An 18598-nucleotide genomic window follows, 5' to 3' on the forward strand; every position below is an offset into this window, starting at 1 on the left:
CGCTTATGAAACTGTTTTTTAAGGATACAGGCCGCGCATAGAGCGGGCTTCCAGAATGCGGTTGCACGCCACAATGTAGGCTGCGGTGCGCAGGGAGACATGGCGGTCTACCGACATTTGCCATACGGCGGCAAAGGCATCGCGCATGATACGGGACAGCCGTTCATTGATTTCATCTTCGGTCCAGAAAAAGCTGGAAAAGTCCTGCACCCATTCAAAATAGCTGACGGTAACCCCGCCGGCATTGGCGACCACGTCAGGAACAACGGTAACACCCTTGTCGCGCAGAATATCGTCGGCTGCCGGGTTGGTCGGGCCGTTGGCACCTTCAACAATCAGCTTGGCACGGATTTTGGCTGCGTTGGCAGATGTGATCTGGTTTTCCAGCGCGGCCGGTACCAGAATATCCATATCGGCCTGCCAGAACTCTTCGGGTTTCATGGTTTCTGCATTTTTAAATCCGCCAACGCCGCCGGTTTTTTCAACATGCAGGCGCAGCTTTTCAACGTCCAGACCGGATGCGTTGTAAATGGTGCCGGTGGCGTCCTGCACTGCAACAATGCGCGCACCGGCCTTGCTGAAAAGCTGTGCTGCCACGCTGCCCACGTTACCGAAGCCCTGCACGGCAATCCGGCTGTTTTCAAGCGACATACCTAAACGGCGAATGGCTTCAACCGCCACTACAAACACGCCGCGCCCGGTGGCTTCTACGCGCCCCAGTGAGCCGCCCAGAACAATCGGTTTGCCGGTGACAACGCCTGTTGTGGTGGAGCCGGTGTTGACAGAGTAGGTGTCCATCATCCAGGCCATGATGCGGGCGTCGGTGTTGACGTCCGGCGCGGGAATGTCTTTGTTGGGGCCGATCAGAATGCCGATTTCGCTGGTATAGCGTCGGGTCAGGCGTTGCAGTTCTCCGGCAGAGAGTTTCTTCGGGTCAATGCGTACACCGCCTTTGGCGCCGCCAAAAGGAACATTGACCGCAGCATTTTTAATGGTCATCCATGCCGCCAGGGCCATGACCTCGGAGAGCGTGACATCCTGGTGGAAGCGCACGCCGCCTTTGCCCGGCCCACGGCTGGTATTGTGCTGAACACGGTACCCTTCAAAGTGGGCAATGGTGCCGTTGTCCAGCTCAATGGGCACATCGACAATCAGTGCGCGCTTGGGGCGTTTCAGCGCCTCTATCCAGAAAGCAAGCTCTCCCATGTAGGGCGTTACCCGGTCAATCTGCTCCAGGTAGATCTGCCAGGGCCCCAGATTGTCCGCCGGCAGGTAAGAAGGGACGTCAGTGCGTTTGGTATTGGTTTTATCGTTGCTTTTAGTCATGATAATGATGGTGTGAGTTGATGATCGATGACAGTCTTTTGAATTGTCAGCTTCGGCAATGAAAAATCGACAGAAACCGTTGTCATTCAAACGTGCTCAGACGGTTTCATGAACCGCGCGATCCAGGTGCGTATTGCCCGCCGCACATGGTGAAGTAAAACACTTTAGCCGCTGTGAAAAAAGCCTGTTTCAAGCAGTGGCTATCTTGGCAATGAATGTGGAAGCATTATTTCCATTTAGAGAAATAATGTGTCATGGAGTTCATGTTGAATGGGGAGGTTTGAACGCGCGGTGCATGGAGAGCATGGAAAAGGCCTGCATGCAGCAGGCCTGGGTATCGCGCTTTTGTTTGGCGGGTGTTTTATTAGCAGCCTAGTGCATCGCACAATTGCAGCAGGTCTGTGACGGTATACTGCGGCTGAACGTTCTGGCTGCCGGTGTTTTTTTGTGCTGTGTTGCGTACCACCCATGCGGTCTGCATGCCGGCCTGAAGGGCGCCGCTCACATCAAGCTGAAGGTCATCTCCCACATGCAGAATATCAGCAGCATTTTGTCTGCTGACCCTGGCGGCCTCGTGAAAAATGCGTTTGTCCGGCTTGCTCACGCCGAAGTTCTGCGCACTGACAGCAGCCTGAAAATAATGCTTCAGCCCCATGCGTTGCAGGTCGGAATTGCCATTGGAAAGGGCAATCAGCGGGTAACGGGCGCTTAAACGTTCCAGTGCCGGTAGTGCATCGTCAAACAGGTCAACCTGTTGCCGCGCTTCAAAAAAAACGGAAAATCCTTCTTCCGTCAGCGATTCATCATCACCTGCCTGGCGCAGTGCCAGGCGGATGGCCTCGCGCCGGTAGGCGCTCAAATCATGTTTCCATTGCGGATGCGCTGTTTCCACCTGCTGGCGCAGGGTGCGCAGTCCTTCCAGCGAAGTGGTGGCAGCGGTAGCCGGAGCGCGCTGGCTCATCCAGTTGTATAAATGCTGCTCTGCACGCTGAATGGTCGGCCAGATGGGCCATAGCGTATCGTCCAGATCAAGGGTAATGGCTTTAACAGTAGTAGGTGTCATCTTGCCCATGAGGATAATGCTTTTTATTTTACAATTGGCGCTGTGCCTGTAAAACCCTTGTATTGAACTTGGCCCTGTCATGAGTAATCCTTTCAAAAATTCTAAAAATGGTATGCACTCTGCGCAACCCGGTATCGGGGTTTTGCTGGTCAATCTGGGAACGCCCGACGAGCCGACGGCTGGCGCAGTGCGCCGTTATCTGGCTGAATTCCTGAGCGACAAACGCGTGGTTGAATTACCGGGCTGGCTGTGGAAGCCTGTGTTGCATGGCATTGTGCTGCGTACACGCCCGGCGCAATCGGCCGCCAAATATGCATCCATCTGGATGGAGCAGGGCTCTCCCTTGCTGGTACATGTGGCAGCACAAACGGCTGCGGTGCAACAGCAGTTGCAGGCGCAAGAACCAGAACGCTTTGTGGTTCGTTATGCCATGCGTTATGGCAATCCGGCAATTGGCAACGCGCTGAATGATTTTGTCCGTGAGGGCATTTCACGTATTCTGGTATTGCCGCTGTATCCGCAGTATTCGGGAACCAGTACCGCCAGTGTGCTGGATGCTGTGTATGGCTGGGGTTTACAGCAGCGCCACATTCCTGAAATGCGTTTTGTGAACGATTACCACGATGATGCCGGTTATATTCAGGCGCTTAAACACCAGATTGAAACGCACTGGCAGCAGCATGGGCGCAGCCAGCATTTGCTGATGAGTTTTCATGGTGTACCGCAAAAAGTGATTGATGCCGGTGATCCTTACCAGCAGCAGTGTCTGGCGACAGCCGCACAACTGACCGCAGCGCTGGGGTTGACGCCTGAGCAGTACAGCGTTTCATTTCAAAGCCGGTTTGGCAAAGCGCAATGGATAGAGCCTGCCACAGAGCCCACTTTATGTAAACTGGCACGGCAGGGCGTGCAGTCGGTTGACGTGGCTTGCCCTGGCTTTACTGCCGATTGTCTTGAAACGCTGGAAGAGATCAATATGGAGTGCCGGCAGGTATTTCTTGACAACGGCGGCATTTCGTTTCAATATATTCCCTGTCTGAATGCACAACCAACTTGGGTGAATGCACTGGTTGATCTGGTGCGGTCACATACCCAGGGGTGGGGACAGCGCGAAACACAAACTCAGAGTTCACCAAGCTAAGGAGTATATTTGAGTCAGAACCCTGAAAAAATCCGTCTGGATAAATGGTTGTGGGCGGCCCGCTTTTATAAAACACGCTCACTGGCGGCCGAAGAAATCGGGCGCAACCGGGTTCAGGTGAATGAGCAGGCGGCCAAACCTGCGCGTGAAGTCAAGGTTGGAGACAAAATCCAACTGCGCCAGGGGGCGGGGCTGAACCTGACCCAGACAACGGTCATCGTCAAAATACTGAGTCCGGTGCGCGGACCTGCGCCCGTGGCCCGTACTTTGTACGAGGAAACGCCCGAAAGCATCCAAGCGCGTGAAGCGCACCGAGAAAAACGGCGTATCATGAATGAGCCGGCAACCAGCATTGAAGATGGCCGCCCGACAAAGCGTGACCGGCGAAAACTGTCACAGTGGGAGCGCTGGAGCGCGTCGCTGGACGATTAAGGCATGGGTGTAGAAAAAACATGAGGCCTGTGAAAGGCCTCATGCCATGTACCTCTGCCAATGTATCTGTGTTACAGGTTTGAATTGTTGCGGCGCGATGCAACCGTGCTCTGGCGTGCCTGTGCGGTAACCCAGTTACGCATTTTTTCGGCATCGTTGATGCGCCCGGTGCTGCCGCTGGAATCCAAAAATACCATGATCAGGCGACGATTGGAGATAGTGGCCTGCATGACCAGGCAATGGCCAGCCTCTCTGATATAGCCGGTTTTCTGCACACCGATCTGCCAGTTGGCATTGTGTGTGAGCCGGTTGGAGTTGATGTAATTGACCTGGCGCTTGCCAATGGAGATCTGATAGCCTGAAGACGTGCTCAACTGGCGGATCATATCGTAATCGTATGCCGCCTTGACCAGCCATACCAGATCGCGTGCGCTTGAGCGGTTCTGGCTGCTGAGCCCGGTCGGTTCAATGTAACGAGTTTGTGACATGCCCAAGGCTTGGGCCTTGTTGTTCATGGCCCTGACAAATGCTGTGGTTCCACCGGGGTAGCGGCGTGCCAGGGCATGTGCGGCGCGGTTTTCTGAGGACATCAGGGCCAGATGCAGCAACTCACGCCGCGTCAGCCGGGCACCTACCGACAAACGGGAAGACGAATTCTTGAGCGTATCCACATCGGCTTGTGTGATCGTGATCATTTCGCCCATAGGCTGCTTGGCGTCCAGCACGACCATGGCCGTCATCAGTTTGGTGATGGAGGCAATCGGCACCACATTCTGTGGGTTCTTGCTGTACAAAACCTCGCGTGTATCCTGATCCACGATCAGTGCAATGCTGGCCTCTACGTCGAATGGCAGTCCGCTGGAACGTATGCTGTGCGCATCCAGTGCGGCTACAGGTGTTTTGGCTGGCGAAGACAAATACGTACCCAGTGCCGCAGCGCTGTTTCGCTGTGTCTGGGTTGATGTGGCAATGGCAGGCACTGTGCTGACCGCTACTTTAGAAGGCGTGGTCTGTAAACTCTGCACCAGGGCGCCTAACTGATCATGGTTGCTGGTCGGCGCAGACGAAGTGGGCGTCAGAGAAAGGCTGGCTTCCAGCACAGGCACATTGGCTCTGGCATCTGATGCGCTGGCGGCAGGTGTCTGTACAGCGACTTTGGAAGGTGTTGACGAACTGTTGTTATTTGGTCGGGCGGCAGCGGTTTGTGTGCTTGCAGGTGCTGAAACCGCTACTTTCGATGGCGTTGAATGTCTGGTCTGTGCGTATGCCGGTACTGCAAATATACTGCTGCTTAAAAATGCAGCAAAAACCCATGCCTGGGCAAATGCTTTTGGCCTGCTTTTCATGACGTTCTCCCACACTCGCGAACCTATGCTGCCAGTATATGAAAAAATAAAAAACCATGCAATATCAAATTATTAGGCACTTTATCTAAAGTGTTATATGGCTAATGCCGCGCAACCACTTCAAAATAGGCTTTATTTCATCTGTATTTAACAAATATCACGCCTGCGTGTGCAGGCAGTTGTGACGCTCTCATTTATAAAAAAAGCAGGCCATATCATGCCAATGGAGCAGGGTTTTGTGTTAACTAATTGGCATAATATTTCACAAAATATTGTTTAAAAACAAATGTTAACGTATGCAAAAATTATAATTGGTAGCTTTGGCGACTATTGCCTGGATACTTGTGCCTATACGCCATGTTGCCATTAAAGCATTGCAGATATCAGCTTTGAATTAAGCTTTTAGACATGCATTAAAAACTGAAATAAATTCAACTGAGCGGGTACAACTAAATGGGCAAAAACTGTAAAAATGCAGGGTATAAAAAGCGGCGCTTACAAAAAATACGCTCAAAATAAAAAGAAAAGCCGCCAGACATACTCGTGCATATCATCCCTTACTCAAAACCACGGTACTGGTTTCTCTTGGCCTTACCGCCGCACCGTCCTGGGCGCTGACACATTCTCTGGCAGACGGAGACAACATCTACTCGCTCGCAACGTCATTGAACAGCGGGGATGAAATTAATTTTTCGGGCAATGCCGTTATGTTTGGCTCGAGCTCCTCAGTTAGCATGACTTTGCCGGACTCGCTCACGATGAGTGGCGCAGCCGGTGGTACAACCATCACCATGAATAATGGGGCAGGCAGCTATGGTCGCTTTGCCCTCAGTACCAGCAGCACCAATAAAACATTTTCCATCTTTAACGTCACTTTTACTGGTGGTTATGTGAGCGGGTCCGGTGCTGTGTTCGGGTTGACCGGGGGCTCTTCAAAAATCACCATGTCTGGAAATGATGTGGCATTCACAAGTAATATTGCCACCAACCAGGGCGGCGCTATTTATGCCAACAATACCGGGGGCATCGAGTTCAGTGGAGAAGTGACATTCAGCAACAATTACGCACAAAATACCTCCAGTGCAGGGGGCGCCATTTATTCTGCCTCTAATGTCATTTTCTCTGATACCTCTGCCACAGCAACATTTACAGGAAATTACAGCAGGGGCTCCGGCGGGGCCATTTGGACCGATGGCAGTGTGACCGTTGCAGGAAATGCCGAATTTCAAAACAACCAGACCAGCTATCAGCAAAGCTATGGCTATGGTGGCGCCATTCGTACAAAAAGCGGCTTTTATGCAACCAACACCAATGGAACCATCAACTTTGCAAACAACAGCGCTTATTCGGGTGGTGGAGCTCTTGACTCCAATAGCAATGTCAGTTTTGCAGGGAATGCCTCTTTCACAAATAACCGGACAACCACCGGCGTTGGCGGCGCTATACGCATAGACTCGGCGGCTGCAACCAGCAACGTTACATTCACCAACCCCAATGGCATCATTCAGTTTGAGCAGAACTATGCAGCCACCTATGGCGGTGGTATTTATGCCTATACAGTCACGGGTGCTGGCCATATGTTTTTGGACCAAAATATTGCAGGCCAGTCCGGAGGTGCAATTTATACACTTGCCAGCACATCCTTGGGCAGCACGGGTACACAGCTTGAGATCACAGGCAATAAGGCAGGCTTTAATAATACAGGAACATCCGTTGTAACCACATCGGGTTATGGTGGTGCAGTCTTTAGTGCAGGGACAATCCGCCTAGCCAGTAATGCGGGTGATATTTCCAGCAATATCGCCAGTGGCTATGGCGGTGCGCTTTACGCGCAGGGCCAGACTGAATTGGCAGGCCAGATGTCGTTTGCTGATAATTTGGCGCTCTATTACGATGGAGGGGCAGTTTATGCCCAGCAGGCACTGCAGGTTGAAGCCACAGGCAGTTCAGGCATCAGTTTTGTGTCAAACATGGCGGCTCAAAATGGCGGCGCCATTTTCCTGCAAGGCAGTGGAACCGCAGCGCAAAACACATCGACATTACAAGCAAACAGCGGCAATATTATTTTTTCAGGAAATAAAAGCCAGGCCACACGCGTGGGCCTTACGCTGACAGGGGGTGTGGCTAACGCGATCCACCTGAACAACGCAAGTGCAAACTCGACGTTAAACCTGCTGGCGCAAAGCAACCAGTACATTGCCTTTCTGGACCCGATCACCAGCACAGCAGCCAATGGCAATGTCGCCATTAACATCAACAGCAATGATGGCGGGGTTTCAACCACTGGCGGGCGGGTCATATTTTCCGGTGAAAATTTTGCCGCTGGCAGCGCGGATGTGCAGTCCAATGTGTATGCCAACACCACTGTTTATGGCGGTACATTTGAAGTCAAAGACAATGCACAGTATGGTGCAAGCACGGCAGACAACACATCATTCACTGTGAAGCAAGGGGGGCAGTTACTCAGCACGGCCAGCAGCAGTGTTGTTGACAACATCGTCCGCGCGCAGGATATCGGGTTTGATCACGGCGCCAGCATCACAGCGAATGGCAGCGGCACTCTAACCCTGGATGCGCAAGCCGTCACACTTGGCAGCAGTGCGTCAGATGCGGTGAACGTCAATGTCAACAACAGCGATGTATTTACTTTAGATGCCACTTTGTCCGGTGCAGGCGGAATTGCCAAACAAGGCAGCGGTACACTGGTACTCAACACCGTCAATACCAACACGGGTTTAAACACCATCAATCATGGTACGCTGCTGCTGGGAGAAAGCTCCGCGCATACGACTGCACAACTTTCCGGCGACATACAGGTTAACAATGGTGGTGTGCTCAGTGGTTTTGGTGCGGCCACAGGGGTTGTCCATGTCGGCAATGGCGGCACGATCGCGCCGGGCAATGCCGCTGGCGTGCAAACAGGAACCCTTTACCTTGGGCAAGCCATATTGGGTGCCGGCTCCACCTTTCAGTATGAAGCACTGCCTGATGGTTCAGTCGACCTGCTGGTTGTCGATTCCACACTCGGTACCGGTGACGGCACAGTCACCATCAATTCTGGTGCCAGGCTTGACGTACAGGGCGGCCCCGGCACATGGAAGGCTGACCGCGAATACACATTGATCACCGCAGATGGTGGTGTCAGCGGCACCTTTACCGAAGTGGACAAACACCTGGCATTTCTTGATCATGAGGTTTTATATAACCCCGACAGTGTGCAGCTTGTATTCACACGCAACAGCACCAGTTTTGACAATGTGGGGCTGACCTACAACCAGCGTAACACCGGCACAGGGATTGAAAGCCTGGGGGCTGGAAACCTTGTATACGATGCCATCGTCAGCATGACTGCCCAGCAGGCCAGGGATTCATTTGACAACCTCAGTGGTGAAATTCATGGCAGCGTTAAAAGTGCAGCACTTCACAACAGCCGCTATGTCCGCAATGCTGTGAGTCAGCACCTCTCAGAAAATCAGGGTGCTGCACAGCCTGATCCCGATGCGCACCGGAACTTGTGGGTCAGCACGTGGGCGCACGATGGAAGCCTGAAAAACGATGGCAATGCGACACGGCTGGACAACAAAGGCTGGGGCGTCCTCGTTGGGTATGACGCTTATGAAAATAACGGCACTGTCGCGGGTGTTGCGCTGGGTTACGAGCAAACCGAGCTGGATGCTGCGTCAACCCGTTCTTCAAGTGCTGATGTTGATGCGGTCCACATGATGGTATACGGGCGAAGCAGTTTAGGCCCGGTTGATCTTAAAGGTGGTGCTGGCTACAGTTGGCTCGATGTTGATACCCAGCGCCATGTCACCGTACCCACACTGGTGTCTGACAACGAAGCCAGTTACAAAGGCGGCTTGTTCCAGATGTTCGTAGAGGGCAGCCACACCTTCACGCTGACAGAACAGGCAAGCCTGACACCGTATGCTTCACTGGCCTACCAGCGCGTTAAAACCCGCAGCTTCACGGAAAAAGCAGACACTGTTCCCGGCGTTTACACCCAACTGCACAACAACAGCACCAGCGACGGTCTGGCAACCAGCACACTGGGAGTAAGAGGTAACTGGCAACTGAGCGAAACGGGTACCAATCTTTATGCGGACCTTGGCTGGCAACACCAGTTTGGCAGCACTGCTCCCGAAGTCAGCCTGAATTTTGCAGGAGGTACGCGCTTTAATGTCAGAGGTACAGAAGTCAACCGCAACGCTGTGCAAATCGGCATTGGCGCCAACATCATATTGCAGCCCAATATGCAACTCAGTGTCGGCTATGAAGGATTGTTTGGCAACCAGAGCCGTGACCATGCCGCCAAGCTGTTGTGGGAAATAAAGTTTTAGGACTGTACCTCTGGTTACAGAGGATATGGTATAGCGCTTGAACCTACGAGAGCATGACCCGCAGAAAAATAATTATTTTAAAAGCGGGTTTTGTCATGGCCTGACATGGTTTAATATGCTGCTTTGGCAGATAGATCATCCTGGCTACAACGTGTGTTGATGCACTTTTCAGAGGGGCAACACAGGTACATGTACTTTGTCTTTGTGTATGCCGGAGTGCGCCATTGACCGTCCAAATACATCCGGTCTCAAAAGATCGCTTTAAAGAATCCATCCTTCTAAGAATATGCTCAGACAGTCCTGAAAACGTGTTCTGTTCAACGCTGTCAGTTGAAGGTGCTGATGTGGATGAAACATCTTTATTCGGTAAATTTATCAATACATTCCAGTGATGAAGTATTTGTTGGCATCAGTTGAAACTCATTATTTAGTACTCTAATAAACTTTAGGTTTACTAGGTATTTCAACATAACTACAACATCATTTAGGAATACGGGCGGACAAATTCATGTGATAAATCTTTAAAAAATATTGCGCAATTGCATTGTGTTATTGTAGGATTAACGGGCTCAAAATAAAAACTAAAGGTTAAGACAATAATGAATGACAAGCGCAGTGCGCTGCTTGGCATAGGCCAAGTATTGGCGTGGACAATCGCAATTTTCACTGGCACCATGATAAGCACAGCTGTACAGGCCCAGCCGATGCCTTTGCCAGACAAGGCCGCTCATGAGTTGCTGTTGCAGCAGCAACGTGACCGTGAGCTGCGTGAGCAGATGGGTTCTGCGCCTAACGCGCGCCTGGAGGAAATGGGACAACTCATTCCCAATGAAACGCGCATACCCGATCAGGAATCACCGTGTTTTACCATAGAGCGCATTGAACTGATGGGTGAGCTGGCAGAAAAATTTCAGTGGGCACTCAAAGCTGCTGATAATGGGCCGGGACGTTCTGTGGACCAGGCTACCGGACGTTGCCTGGGAGCGCAGGGTATCAATACCGTGATGAGCCGGGTACAGAATGCCATCATCGAAAAAGGCTACATCACCACCCGAATATTTGCAGCCCCACAAGACCTAAACGAAGGCACGCTGACCTTGACCCTTGTTCCCGGGCGCATTCGATCCATCCGCTGGGGAGAGGGCTCACAAACCCGTACCAGTTGGCGAGCCGCGTTACCCATGCGCGAAGGCGACCTGTTGAACCTGCGTGATCTGGAGCAGGCGCTGGAAGTATTCAAGCGTGTGCCCACAGCTGACGCCGATATTCAGATTGAGCCGGGCGCACAGGCCGGCGAAAGTGACCTGGTCCTGTACTGGCAGCAGAAATTCCCGTTCCGCTTGAATTTGTCAGTGGACGATGGTGGCAGCCGCGATACCGGGCGCTACCAGGGTGCACTGACACTTTCTTACGATAACTGGCTGACCATGAACGACCTTTTCTACGTCAGCCTGAATCACCATCTGGCAGACAGCCAGGGCGGCAATTCACGCGGTTATGCACTGCATTACTCCATCCCCTTTGACGGCGACTGGTTGCTGAGCTTCAATGGCAGCTACTACAAATACGAACAGGACATTGCCGGCATTAACCAGAGCTACACCTACCGAGGCAGCAGCCAGAATGCCGACATCAGTCTGAGCCGCCGTATCTACCGCGACTCCAGCAAAAGACTGAATGCCTACATCAAAGGCTGGACACGTCGCTCGCACAACTATATCGACGACGTCGAAATTGAAGTCCAACGCAGGCGCACGGCAGGCTGGGAAATCGGCGCTGACTACAGACAATTCATTGGCAATGCCATCTTGAATGCCAACCTGTCCTACCGGCGCGGCACCGGTGCTGACAACGCCTTGCCTGCGCTGGAAGAACAGTATGGCGAAGGCACATCGCGTATGAAGATCGTGAATCTCAATGCCACATTGAATGTGCCATGGCAGATCGGCAGCCAGTACTTCAGATACTACGGAACCTTGCGCGTGCAATGGAACGACACCCCGCTGATCCCGCAGGATCAGTTTGCCATCGGCGGACGCTACACGGTACGAGGCTTTGACGGAAGAAACAACCTGATGGGTGACCGTGGCTGGCTTACGCGCAATGATGTGGGCTGGATCATTGGCAATACCGGGCAGGAACTCTATTTCGGACTGGACTTTGGCTGTGTCTCCGGGCAGGCCACCCGTTATCAGGTGGGGCAAAACCTGGCGGGTGCAGTGATAGGCCTCAGAGGCGGTTATGGGCACGTGAGCTATGACGCGTTTGTGGGCACACCGCTGCATAAGCCCGATGGGTTTGAAACATCCAAGTTCACTTCCGGATTTAATGTGAATGTCTGGTTCTGACACGCTGCATTATTTTGAGTGAACGGTATTTTTGAAAACCATTAACCGTTTTAAACCCAGGCAGCAGGGTTTGCGTTCAGGTTGTTTTTATGGCGACAGAGGGCAATTTCAGTAGCCATAGATGCCTGTTTGAGAAAATTAAAATTCAGGAGTATAAAAATGAATCGACAATGCTACCGTACCATCTTCAGTGTAATTCGTAACCAGTTCATGGCCGTGCAGGAAACCGCGACCAGTCTGGGGAAGGGCAAACATGGCGGTAGCAAACCGGCAGTCGCAAAAAGGCGCAGCCTGAAATTGAAGCAACTGGCTTTGGCCATGCTCCTGGGTATCGGTAGCATGCATGGTGCAATCGCCCAGATTGTCGCAGACCCGAATGCCGCTAATCAACACCGCCCCAATGTCACCACACCTCCTAACAGCAACGGCGTACCTGTTGTGAATATCACGGCACCAAGCGCTGCAGGTGTGAGCCGCAATCTTTACCATCAGTTTGATGTGCAGCAGCAGGGTGCGGTTCTCAATAACAGTGTTTTTAATACGCAGACTCAACTGGGCGGATGGATTCAGGGCAATCCGAATCTGGCCGGTGGTGCTGCACGTGTGATACTTAATGAAGTCACCTCCGGGAATCCCTCGCTGTTACGCGGCTACATTGAAGTTGGCGGCCAAAGGGCAGAAGTCGTCATCGCCAACCCTGCGGGCATATCCGTTAACGGGGGTGGGTTCATCAACGCAGCCGGGGTAACGCTGACCACAGGAAGGCCACAGTTCAACCAGTTCGGCAACCTTGAATCATACCGGGTTGCAGGTGGTGCGATCAACATTTCCGGTGACGGGCTGGACACCAGCACTGCCGACTACACGCGCCTTATTGCACGTGCCGTGGAGGTGAATGCCGGGTTGTGGGCCAATGACCTCAGCGTTACGGCGGGAACAGGAACGATTGCACCCGATGCAACGCCGATTCAACTGACGGTTGAAGACGAAGATGGCAAACCGCTGTATGCCATTGACGTGGCCTATCTGGGCGGTATGTACGCAGGGAAGATCAGCCTTGTGGGCACAGAAAGTGGTGTGGGTGTGCGCAATGCAGGTCACATTGGTGCCAGTGCCGGGCAGGTTGCCATTACCACGGAAGGGCAACTGCTCAACACCGGAACCGTCAACGCCATGGGTAGCGGTGCCAGCATACAGGTTGCAGCCGCAGGCAATATCGACAATATAGGCACCATCACCAGCCAGGGCAACCTGCAGGTGCAAAGTCAGCAACAGTTAAACAACCGCGGATTGATTGATGGCGAAAGTGCACTGGTCAGCGCGCAGACCATCAACAATGTCGGCACAGGCCGTATTTATGGTACCCATCTTGCGGTGCAGGCCGATACGCTGAATAACCATGAGGAAACCGTTGATGGGCAAACACAGGCTGCTGTGATTGCAGCGCGCAGCAGGCTTGATATCGGTGCCAGAGAAGTGCATAACCAGGAGAACGCCTATATCTACAGTGCGGGGGATATGGTCATTGGCGGTATTCTGGACGTTAACCGCTTGGCGCAAGGGAAGGCGGAACTGATCCAAAACGATGGCGCCAAGATTGAGTCAGCCGGGAATATGTGGCTGCAGGCTCAGCAGATTAGCAATACCAATTCCAATTACACCTGGGAGTATGAGACTGAGGCACTGAACAACGGCAATACGATCACGCAGGTAGCCTATGACCCGAGCAAGCCATTTGATGTAACCGAAGTGAAAATTGTACGGTATGGGCAGGTTTTGAATATTGCGTTCACGAGTGTTGGACAATTGTGGCAAGAACTGAGAGTGACCCCGGAAAATTCCCAGGTTTTGTTTCCCGATGGGCGCCGGGCTTCGGCCATTTACATTCTGGATACTAGGCAGACCTCTTACACACCGGTCACGGTTACCAGCCAGCCTGGCGAAATTCTGTCCGGGGGGCAAATGGTACTGGACGGAGACCTCCTGAATGACAGGAGCCGTATCCAGGCTGGTGGAACGCTGGCGACAACCGGTAGTGTCCAGGTGGAAGATGCGCAGGAGAACCAGTATATTCAACGCTCTGGTACATGGCGTTTGTGGATCATGGAAGACGACCATATCAGTTCCAGCAATACCGGGGTGTTGAGCGACCGGGTGAACAATACGCTGGTTAGTTTGACGGTGGCAACACCGCAGTCGCACACCGCGATTACGGACGGCGGATTGAGCGTTCCCAATAATGCTTTTTATAAAGTCATCCCAGGCAGCAACAGCAATTACCTGATTGAAACCGATCCGCGGTTTGCCAACTATGCAACGTGGCTGACTTCGGACTACATGCTGACATCGTTGGGGCTCGATCCATCGTTGGTTCAAAAGCGCCTTGGAGACGGGTTTTATGAGCAACAGTTGATTCGTGAACAGGTTGGTGAGTTGACCGGATTCCGTTTTCTGGCAGGTTATTCAAGCGATGAGGAGCAATACCGCGCACTCATGAATGCCGGGGTGGAGTTTGCGCAGGCTTACGGGTTGACTGTAGGTGTGGAGTTGACCGCTGAGCAAATGGCACAACTTACCACTGATATTGTCTGGCTGGTGAGTCAGGATGTGGCCATGGCCGATGGCAGTGTGGAAACCGTGCTGGTACCCAAAGTTTATGCCCGCAATGGTACAAGCATTGTCACCCCTGACGGTTCACTGCTGAGCGGTAACAATGTACTGGTTGCCAGTGCAGACAACACGCCCATTACATTAAATAACAGTGCCACCATTGCCGCACGCCAAAGCATGGTGATGGATGTAGAGCACATGCAGAACAATGTGGGGCAGATCCATGCCAATGATCTGTACATCCACTCAGCGACAGACATTGACAATGTGGGCGGCACCCTGTCAGCCAATAACAGTCTGGTGCTGGACGCAGACCGCAACATCAATGTCGCATCCACGGTTGTGAATGGGCAGAATATCAATGGACACTTTACCGAAGTTGGAAACGTCGGCGGGGTTTATCTGACTGGCGATACAGCAGGCGGACAACTGGTGATGCAGGCCGGTCAGGATATCAATCTGAATGCCGCGCTGATTGCCAATGCTTCACAGGATGGCACTACCACTTTGGCCGCAGGTCAGGATATCAACATCGGGACTGTCACCACAGAGTACCAACAAACGTTGTCTTCACGCAGCAGTTCAAGGCGCCACTCGGTTACTTCATCAGGAAGCCAGGAGGTCGGAAGTGTCATCCAGACGACGGGTGATTTGAATATGGTTGCTGGCAATGCGTTGACAGTGCGGGGCTCCAGTTTGACCAGTGATGCCGGCGCAATCAATGCGAATGCAGATTCAATCACGATTGAAGCGGCACGCAGCACTGAGAATCTTTCACAATATAATCGCCATTCATCCAGCATGGGGTTGATGAATATTACGTCAACCACACGGTCTGAGCGTAATGAAGGGACTGTGGACTCCAGCAATTTGAGTGCTGAAAGGATCAATCTGGCCAGCAATCAGGATCTGAATATCATTGGCAGTAATGTGGTGGCCACCCATGATGTGAATCTTTCCTCTGCTCAGGGGGATGTCAATATTGTGGCTGGAACGGGTAACTTGATGCAATATGAGTACGAGCGTACCAAATCATCTGGGTTGTCATATACAGCCGGGCTGTCTGGATTGTCTTTGACCTATGGCATACAGCAAGACACCAGCAAAGACCGCATTACATCTGATTATGCTGTGGGAAGTACTGTTGGCAGTTTGGAAGGTAATGTTAATGTCAGTGCCCAGAATGGTAACTACAATCAGGTAGGCAGCGATGTTATTGCCCTAAATGGCGACATCAATGTTATCGCGCAGGATATCAATGTGGTAGAGGCACGGGAAAGTAGCTACAGGGAAAGGTCAGAAGAAAGCAAGTCAACTGGTTTTACCATAGGTATAGGCGGGCCTGGCTCGACCGCAGTTTCAATAGTTCAGAATGCTGCAACAATGGCTACCCGTGTTGAACAGGCAGACAGTAGCAGAATGCGGAATTTGGCTGCAGGAGCAGTGGCACTGAATGTTTATAACAACAGCGATAAGCTGGCAGCAGAATACGATATGGCGAAAGATAGTCTCGCGGCGATTGGCCGAGGGGATTTGGCTGGTGCTATACCAAATACAGGCTTTAAGATTTCTGCCGGTGTAACGACTTCAAAGTCTGAAACAAGTTCAACGCAGAATACACAAACAGCTGCTGGGTCAACTATGCAGGCCAATAATATCAACCTGGTTGCCACTGGTAAACCTAACAGCACCACTGGGGAAAGTGAAGGTGGAAATATCACGATCCGCGGTAGTGATATTACAGGTAGTCAGGATGTACTGCTGGCTGCTAATAATCAAGTGAATATCCTTGCTGCGTCAAATACAGATGATTTTGAAAGTGACAGTCGCAAGACATCGGGTTCTTTTGGTGTCAGCCTTGGCGTAGATGCCAAAGGGGGAGTTAATCTGGGAGCCAATATCGGATTGGGTCTTGGAAAGGGAAGCGAGAACAGCTCGGAGCAGACTTGGACTAATAGCCATGTAACTGCAGGCAATACAATGACAATTATCAGTGGAGGCGATACCAATATCATTGGCGGGCAGGTTGCCGGAGAGACAGTAAGGGCGAATGTGGGTGGTGACTTGAATATCGAAAGTTTACAGGACACATATTCCTATGAGAGCAGTAAAAGCAATACAAATGTGGGTGTGAATGTGGGGGTTGCCATCACTCCTGCCGGTTTAGCACCCACAGGGGGCGGCTCTTTGAGTATGAGCCGTCAGAATGTTGAAAGCGACTATGCAAGCGTGAGTGAATATTCGGGTATTATGGCTGGCGATGGTGGTTTTGATGTGACGGTTGGGGGTAATACGGACCTTAAAGGCGCTGTTATTGCGAGTACTCAGGAGGCGGTAGACAATAACCGTAATCAGTTTACAACCGGTAGCCTGACTACCAGCGATATTGTTAACACCAGTTCTTATGATGCTACGGGTAGTTCAAGTAGCGCCAGTGTATCGTTGGATGCTAAGGGAAGCTGGAACGGAGTAGCCAACTCATCGGGGAATTATCGTGACAATGGTTCCGATAACAGTGTGACCGTGAGCGGAATCAGTGCCGGGCAAATCACCATTACTGATGAAGCTGAGCAGCAGCGCCGAACCGGACAGGCAGCAGAGGAAGCAGTTGCTGCCGTAAATGACAGCGTGAGAACCGGGCAGGGAGAGAATACCCTTGAACGGGTGGATACTGGCAAGATCAGCGCTCAAACACAGGCCAGTGTTGAAATAATGTCTGAATTTAACAGCCAGTTTAAACAGGCTAGTAATACTTACCTCAAAAACCAGCTTGCAGAAGCGACCAAACTGAGGGATCAGGCAAAAACATTATCTGATAGTGACCCCAATAAGCAGATTCTGCTCAGCCGAGCTGACCAGATTGAGAATGTCTGGGGAGCGAATGGATCTGGTCGAATTGCATTGACAGCAATTGTTGGGGCTGTTAGTGGAAATCTGACCGGTTCAGGGACTGAAATTTTGCAAGGTGCCGCAGTTAATGCAATCCAGAGTTTGGCTGCTCATGAAATCAAAGAACTGACAGATAATTATCTGGAAGGCAATAGTGCAGCAAGAGCGGCCTTGCATTCTATTCTGGCTTGTGGCGGTGCTGCAGCTCAAGGAGGTGATTGTGGTTCTGGTGCGCTTGGCGGTGCAGCCAGTGTGGTAATTAATGAGCTTATCGGTGGTAATGCAAATAATCTGACAGAAGAGCAGAAGACCCAGAGAGCCAATTTGGTTGAAAGTCTGGTTACCGGTGTTACCAATATTGTTGGAGGAGATGGGCAAATGGCCGGACTGGCCGCACGTATTGAAACAGAGAACAATCAGCTCAGTCATAGCAATGCTACAGAGTATCCTGTTCGCGGAGATCTATATCAAATAGATCAGATCATTGACTGTCCTCAAGGCGGAGGTAAATGTATTGTGATCAATAAGAGGCCTGATGATCCAATTTGGGGCGGTTATGGAGATGGTGTCCCCAATAATGTTGCAAGGGAGATTTCAGAGGAGCAATATTTACAATATGTGGCCGAAGGAAAGGCTCCGCCACGAAATCTGGAAGAAGTGGGATTATTGAGTCCAGGTTTACTTTCTGCTGGCATGTCTATGGATGCCGGACCGCTGACATTGTGGTTTTCTGCTTTTCTTGATGCTGGCGGGGAAAATCCTATAACAGGCAAACCAATTACTTCTGAAGAAAGGAAGGCATTATGGATAAATCTTATAGAACAAAAGGTGATGAGTCCTGCTCCTTGAAAAGATTGATATTTGTGGGTTACTTATAGTAACGGTATAGTTTTAATTAGGGCGTGTTAACACAATTTGAATGGTTGGAGAAAAGAGCAGCTAATTGGAAGCAATGAAATTGACCTCCAAACAATACGCCCTAATTAAAGATGCATTGTCCGTTCAAAGGGGCAATGTGAAGATCAATAATGAAGACGTGCTCAACGCTTCCTTTATGTTGCAGAGAATGGCTGTAGTGGCGAGTTTTGCCTGAACGCTTTGGT

At 51.6% G+C, this 18598-nt stretch carries 9 protein-coding genes; 6 read left to right on the forward strand and 3 right to left on the reverse strand.

Features of this window, described 5'->3' with window-relative positions; translation table 11 throughout:
• Positions 1-18: 18 nt before the first annotated feature.
• Together CUZ56_RS00235 and CUZ56_RS00240 are read right to left on the reverse strand one after the other, a co-directional pair.
• Entirely contained in the window at positions 19-1326 is a 1308-nt protein-coding gene (locus tag CUZ56_RS00235; RefSeq protein ID WP_126977088.1) for a Glu/Leu/Phe/Val family dehydrogenase, read from the reverse strand.
• 364 nt (positions 1327-1690) lie between these two features.
• Complete coding sequence (locus CUZ56_RS00240) at positions 1691-2398, reverse strand: HAD family hydrolase (RefSeq protein WP_239441912.1); 708 nt, start codon at positions 2396-2398, stop codon at positions 1691-1693.
• 103 nt (positions 2399-2501) lie between these two features.
• On the opposite strand from CUZ56_RS00240, the gene hemH reads away from it, so the two are divergent.
• Together hemH and CUZ56_RS00250 are read left to right on the forward strand one after the other, a co-directional pair.
• Positions 2502-3530: a ferrochelatase gene (hemH, locus tag CUZ56_RS00245; RefSeq protein WP_126977090.1), complete on the forward strand. Its 1029-nt coding sequence runs from the start codon at positions 2502-2504 to the stop codon at positions 3528-3530.
• Positions 3531-3539: 9 nt separating this feature from the next.
• On the forward strand, positions 3540-3962 hold the full coding sequence (locus tag CUZ56_RS00250) for an RNA-binding S4 domain-containing protein (RefSeq protein ID WP_126977092.1): 423 nt from the start codon (positions 3540-3542) through the stop codon (positions 3960-3962).
• A 71-nt stretch (positions 3963-4033) separates the two neighbouring features.
• Here CUZ56_RS00250 and pbpG read toward each other — a convergent pair whose 3' ends face one another.
• Complete coding sequence (gene pbpG / locus CUZ56_RS00255; protein ID WP_126977094.1) at positions 4034-5308, reverse strand: D-alanyl-D-alanine endopeptidase; 1275 nt, start codon at positions 5306-5308, stop codon at positions 4034-4036.
• A gap of 734 nt (positions 5309-6042) precedes the next feature.
• Between pbpG and CUZ56_RS00260 the strand changes: the two genes are divergently transcribed.
• From CUZ56_RS00260 to CUZ56_RS15685, 4 genes are all read left to right on the forward strand, one after another.
• Positions 6043-9648, forward strand: a complete 3606-nt coding sequence (locus tag CUZ56_RS00260) for an autotransporter domain-containing protein (RefSeq protein WP_162615203.1) — start codon at positions 6043-6045, stop codon at positions 9646-9648.
• A gap of 674 nt (positions 9649-10322) precedes the next feature.
• Complete coding sequence (locus tag CUZ56_RS00265) at positions 10323-11996, forward strand: ShlB/FhaC/HecB family hemolysin secretion/activation protein (RefSeq protein WP_239441913.1); 1674 nt, start codon at positions 10323-10325, stop codon at positions 11994-11996.
• A gap of 159 nt (positions 11997-12155) precedes the next feature.
• Complete coding sequence (locus tag CUZ56_RS00270) at positions 12156-18344, forward strand: two-partner secretion domain-containing protein (protein ID WP_126977100.1); 6189 nt, start codon at positions 12156-12158, stop codon at positions 18342-18344.
• Between the two features lie 94 nt (positions 18345-18438).
• Positions 18439-18588, forward strand: coding sequence for a hypothetical protein (locus tag CUZ56_RS15685; RefSeq protein WP_162615204.1), 150 nt, complete (start codon positions 18439-18441; stop codon positions 18586-18588).
• Positions 18589-18598: the final 10 nt, after the last annotated feature.

The sequence above is a fragment of the Saezia sanguinis genome, assembly GCF_003991585.1.
In the GTDB taxonomy this organism is placed as follows: Bacteria; Pseudomonadota; Gammaproteobacteria; order Burkholderiales; family Burkholderiaceae_C; genus Saezia; species Saezia sanguinis.

Bases quoted from the DNA above. Each gene is read 5' to 3' on its own strand.
- CUZ56_RS00260 (WP_162615203.1), top strand. From the start codon at position 6,043: ATGACTTTGCCGGACTCGCTCACGATGAGTGGCGCAGCCGGTGGTACA.
- pbpG (WP_126977094.1), bottom strand. From the start codon at position 5,308: ATGAAAAGCAGGCCAAAAGCATTTGCCCAGGCATGGGTTTTTGCTGCA.
- CUZ56_RS00235 (WP_126977088.1), bottom strand. From the start codon at position 1,326: ATGACTAAAAGCAACGATAAAACCAATACCAAACGCACTGACGTCCCT.
- hemH (WP_126977090.1), top strand. From the start codon at position 2,502: ATGCACTCTGCGCAACCCGGTATCGGGGTTTTGCTGGTCAATCTGGGA.
- CUZ56_RS00265 (WP_239441913.1), top strand. From the start codon at position 10,323: ATGATAAGCACAGCTGTACAGGCCCAGCCGATGCCTTTGCCAGACAAG.
- CUZ56_RS00270 (WP_126977100.1), top strand. From the start codon at position 12,156: ATGAATCGACAATGCTACCGTACCATCTTCAGTGTAATTCGTAACCAG.
- CUZ56_RS00240 (WP_239441912.1), bottom strand. From the start codon at position 2,398: ATGGGCAAGATGACACCTACTACTGTTAAAGCCATTACCCTTGATCTG.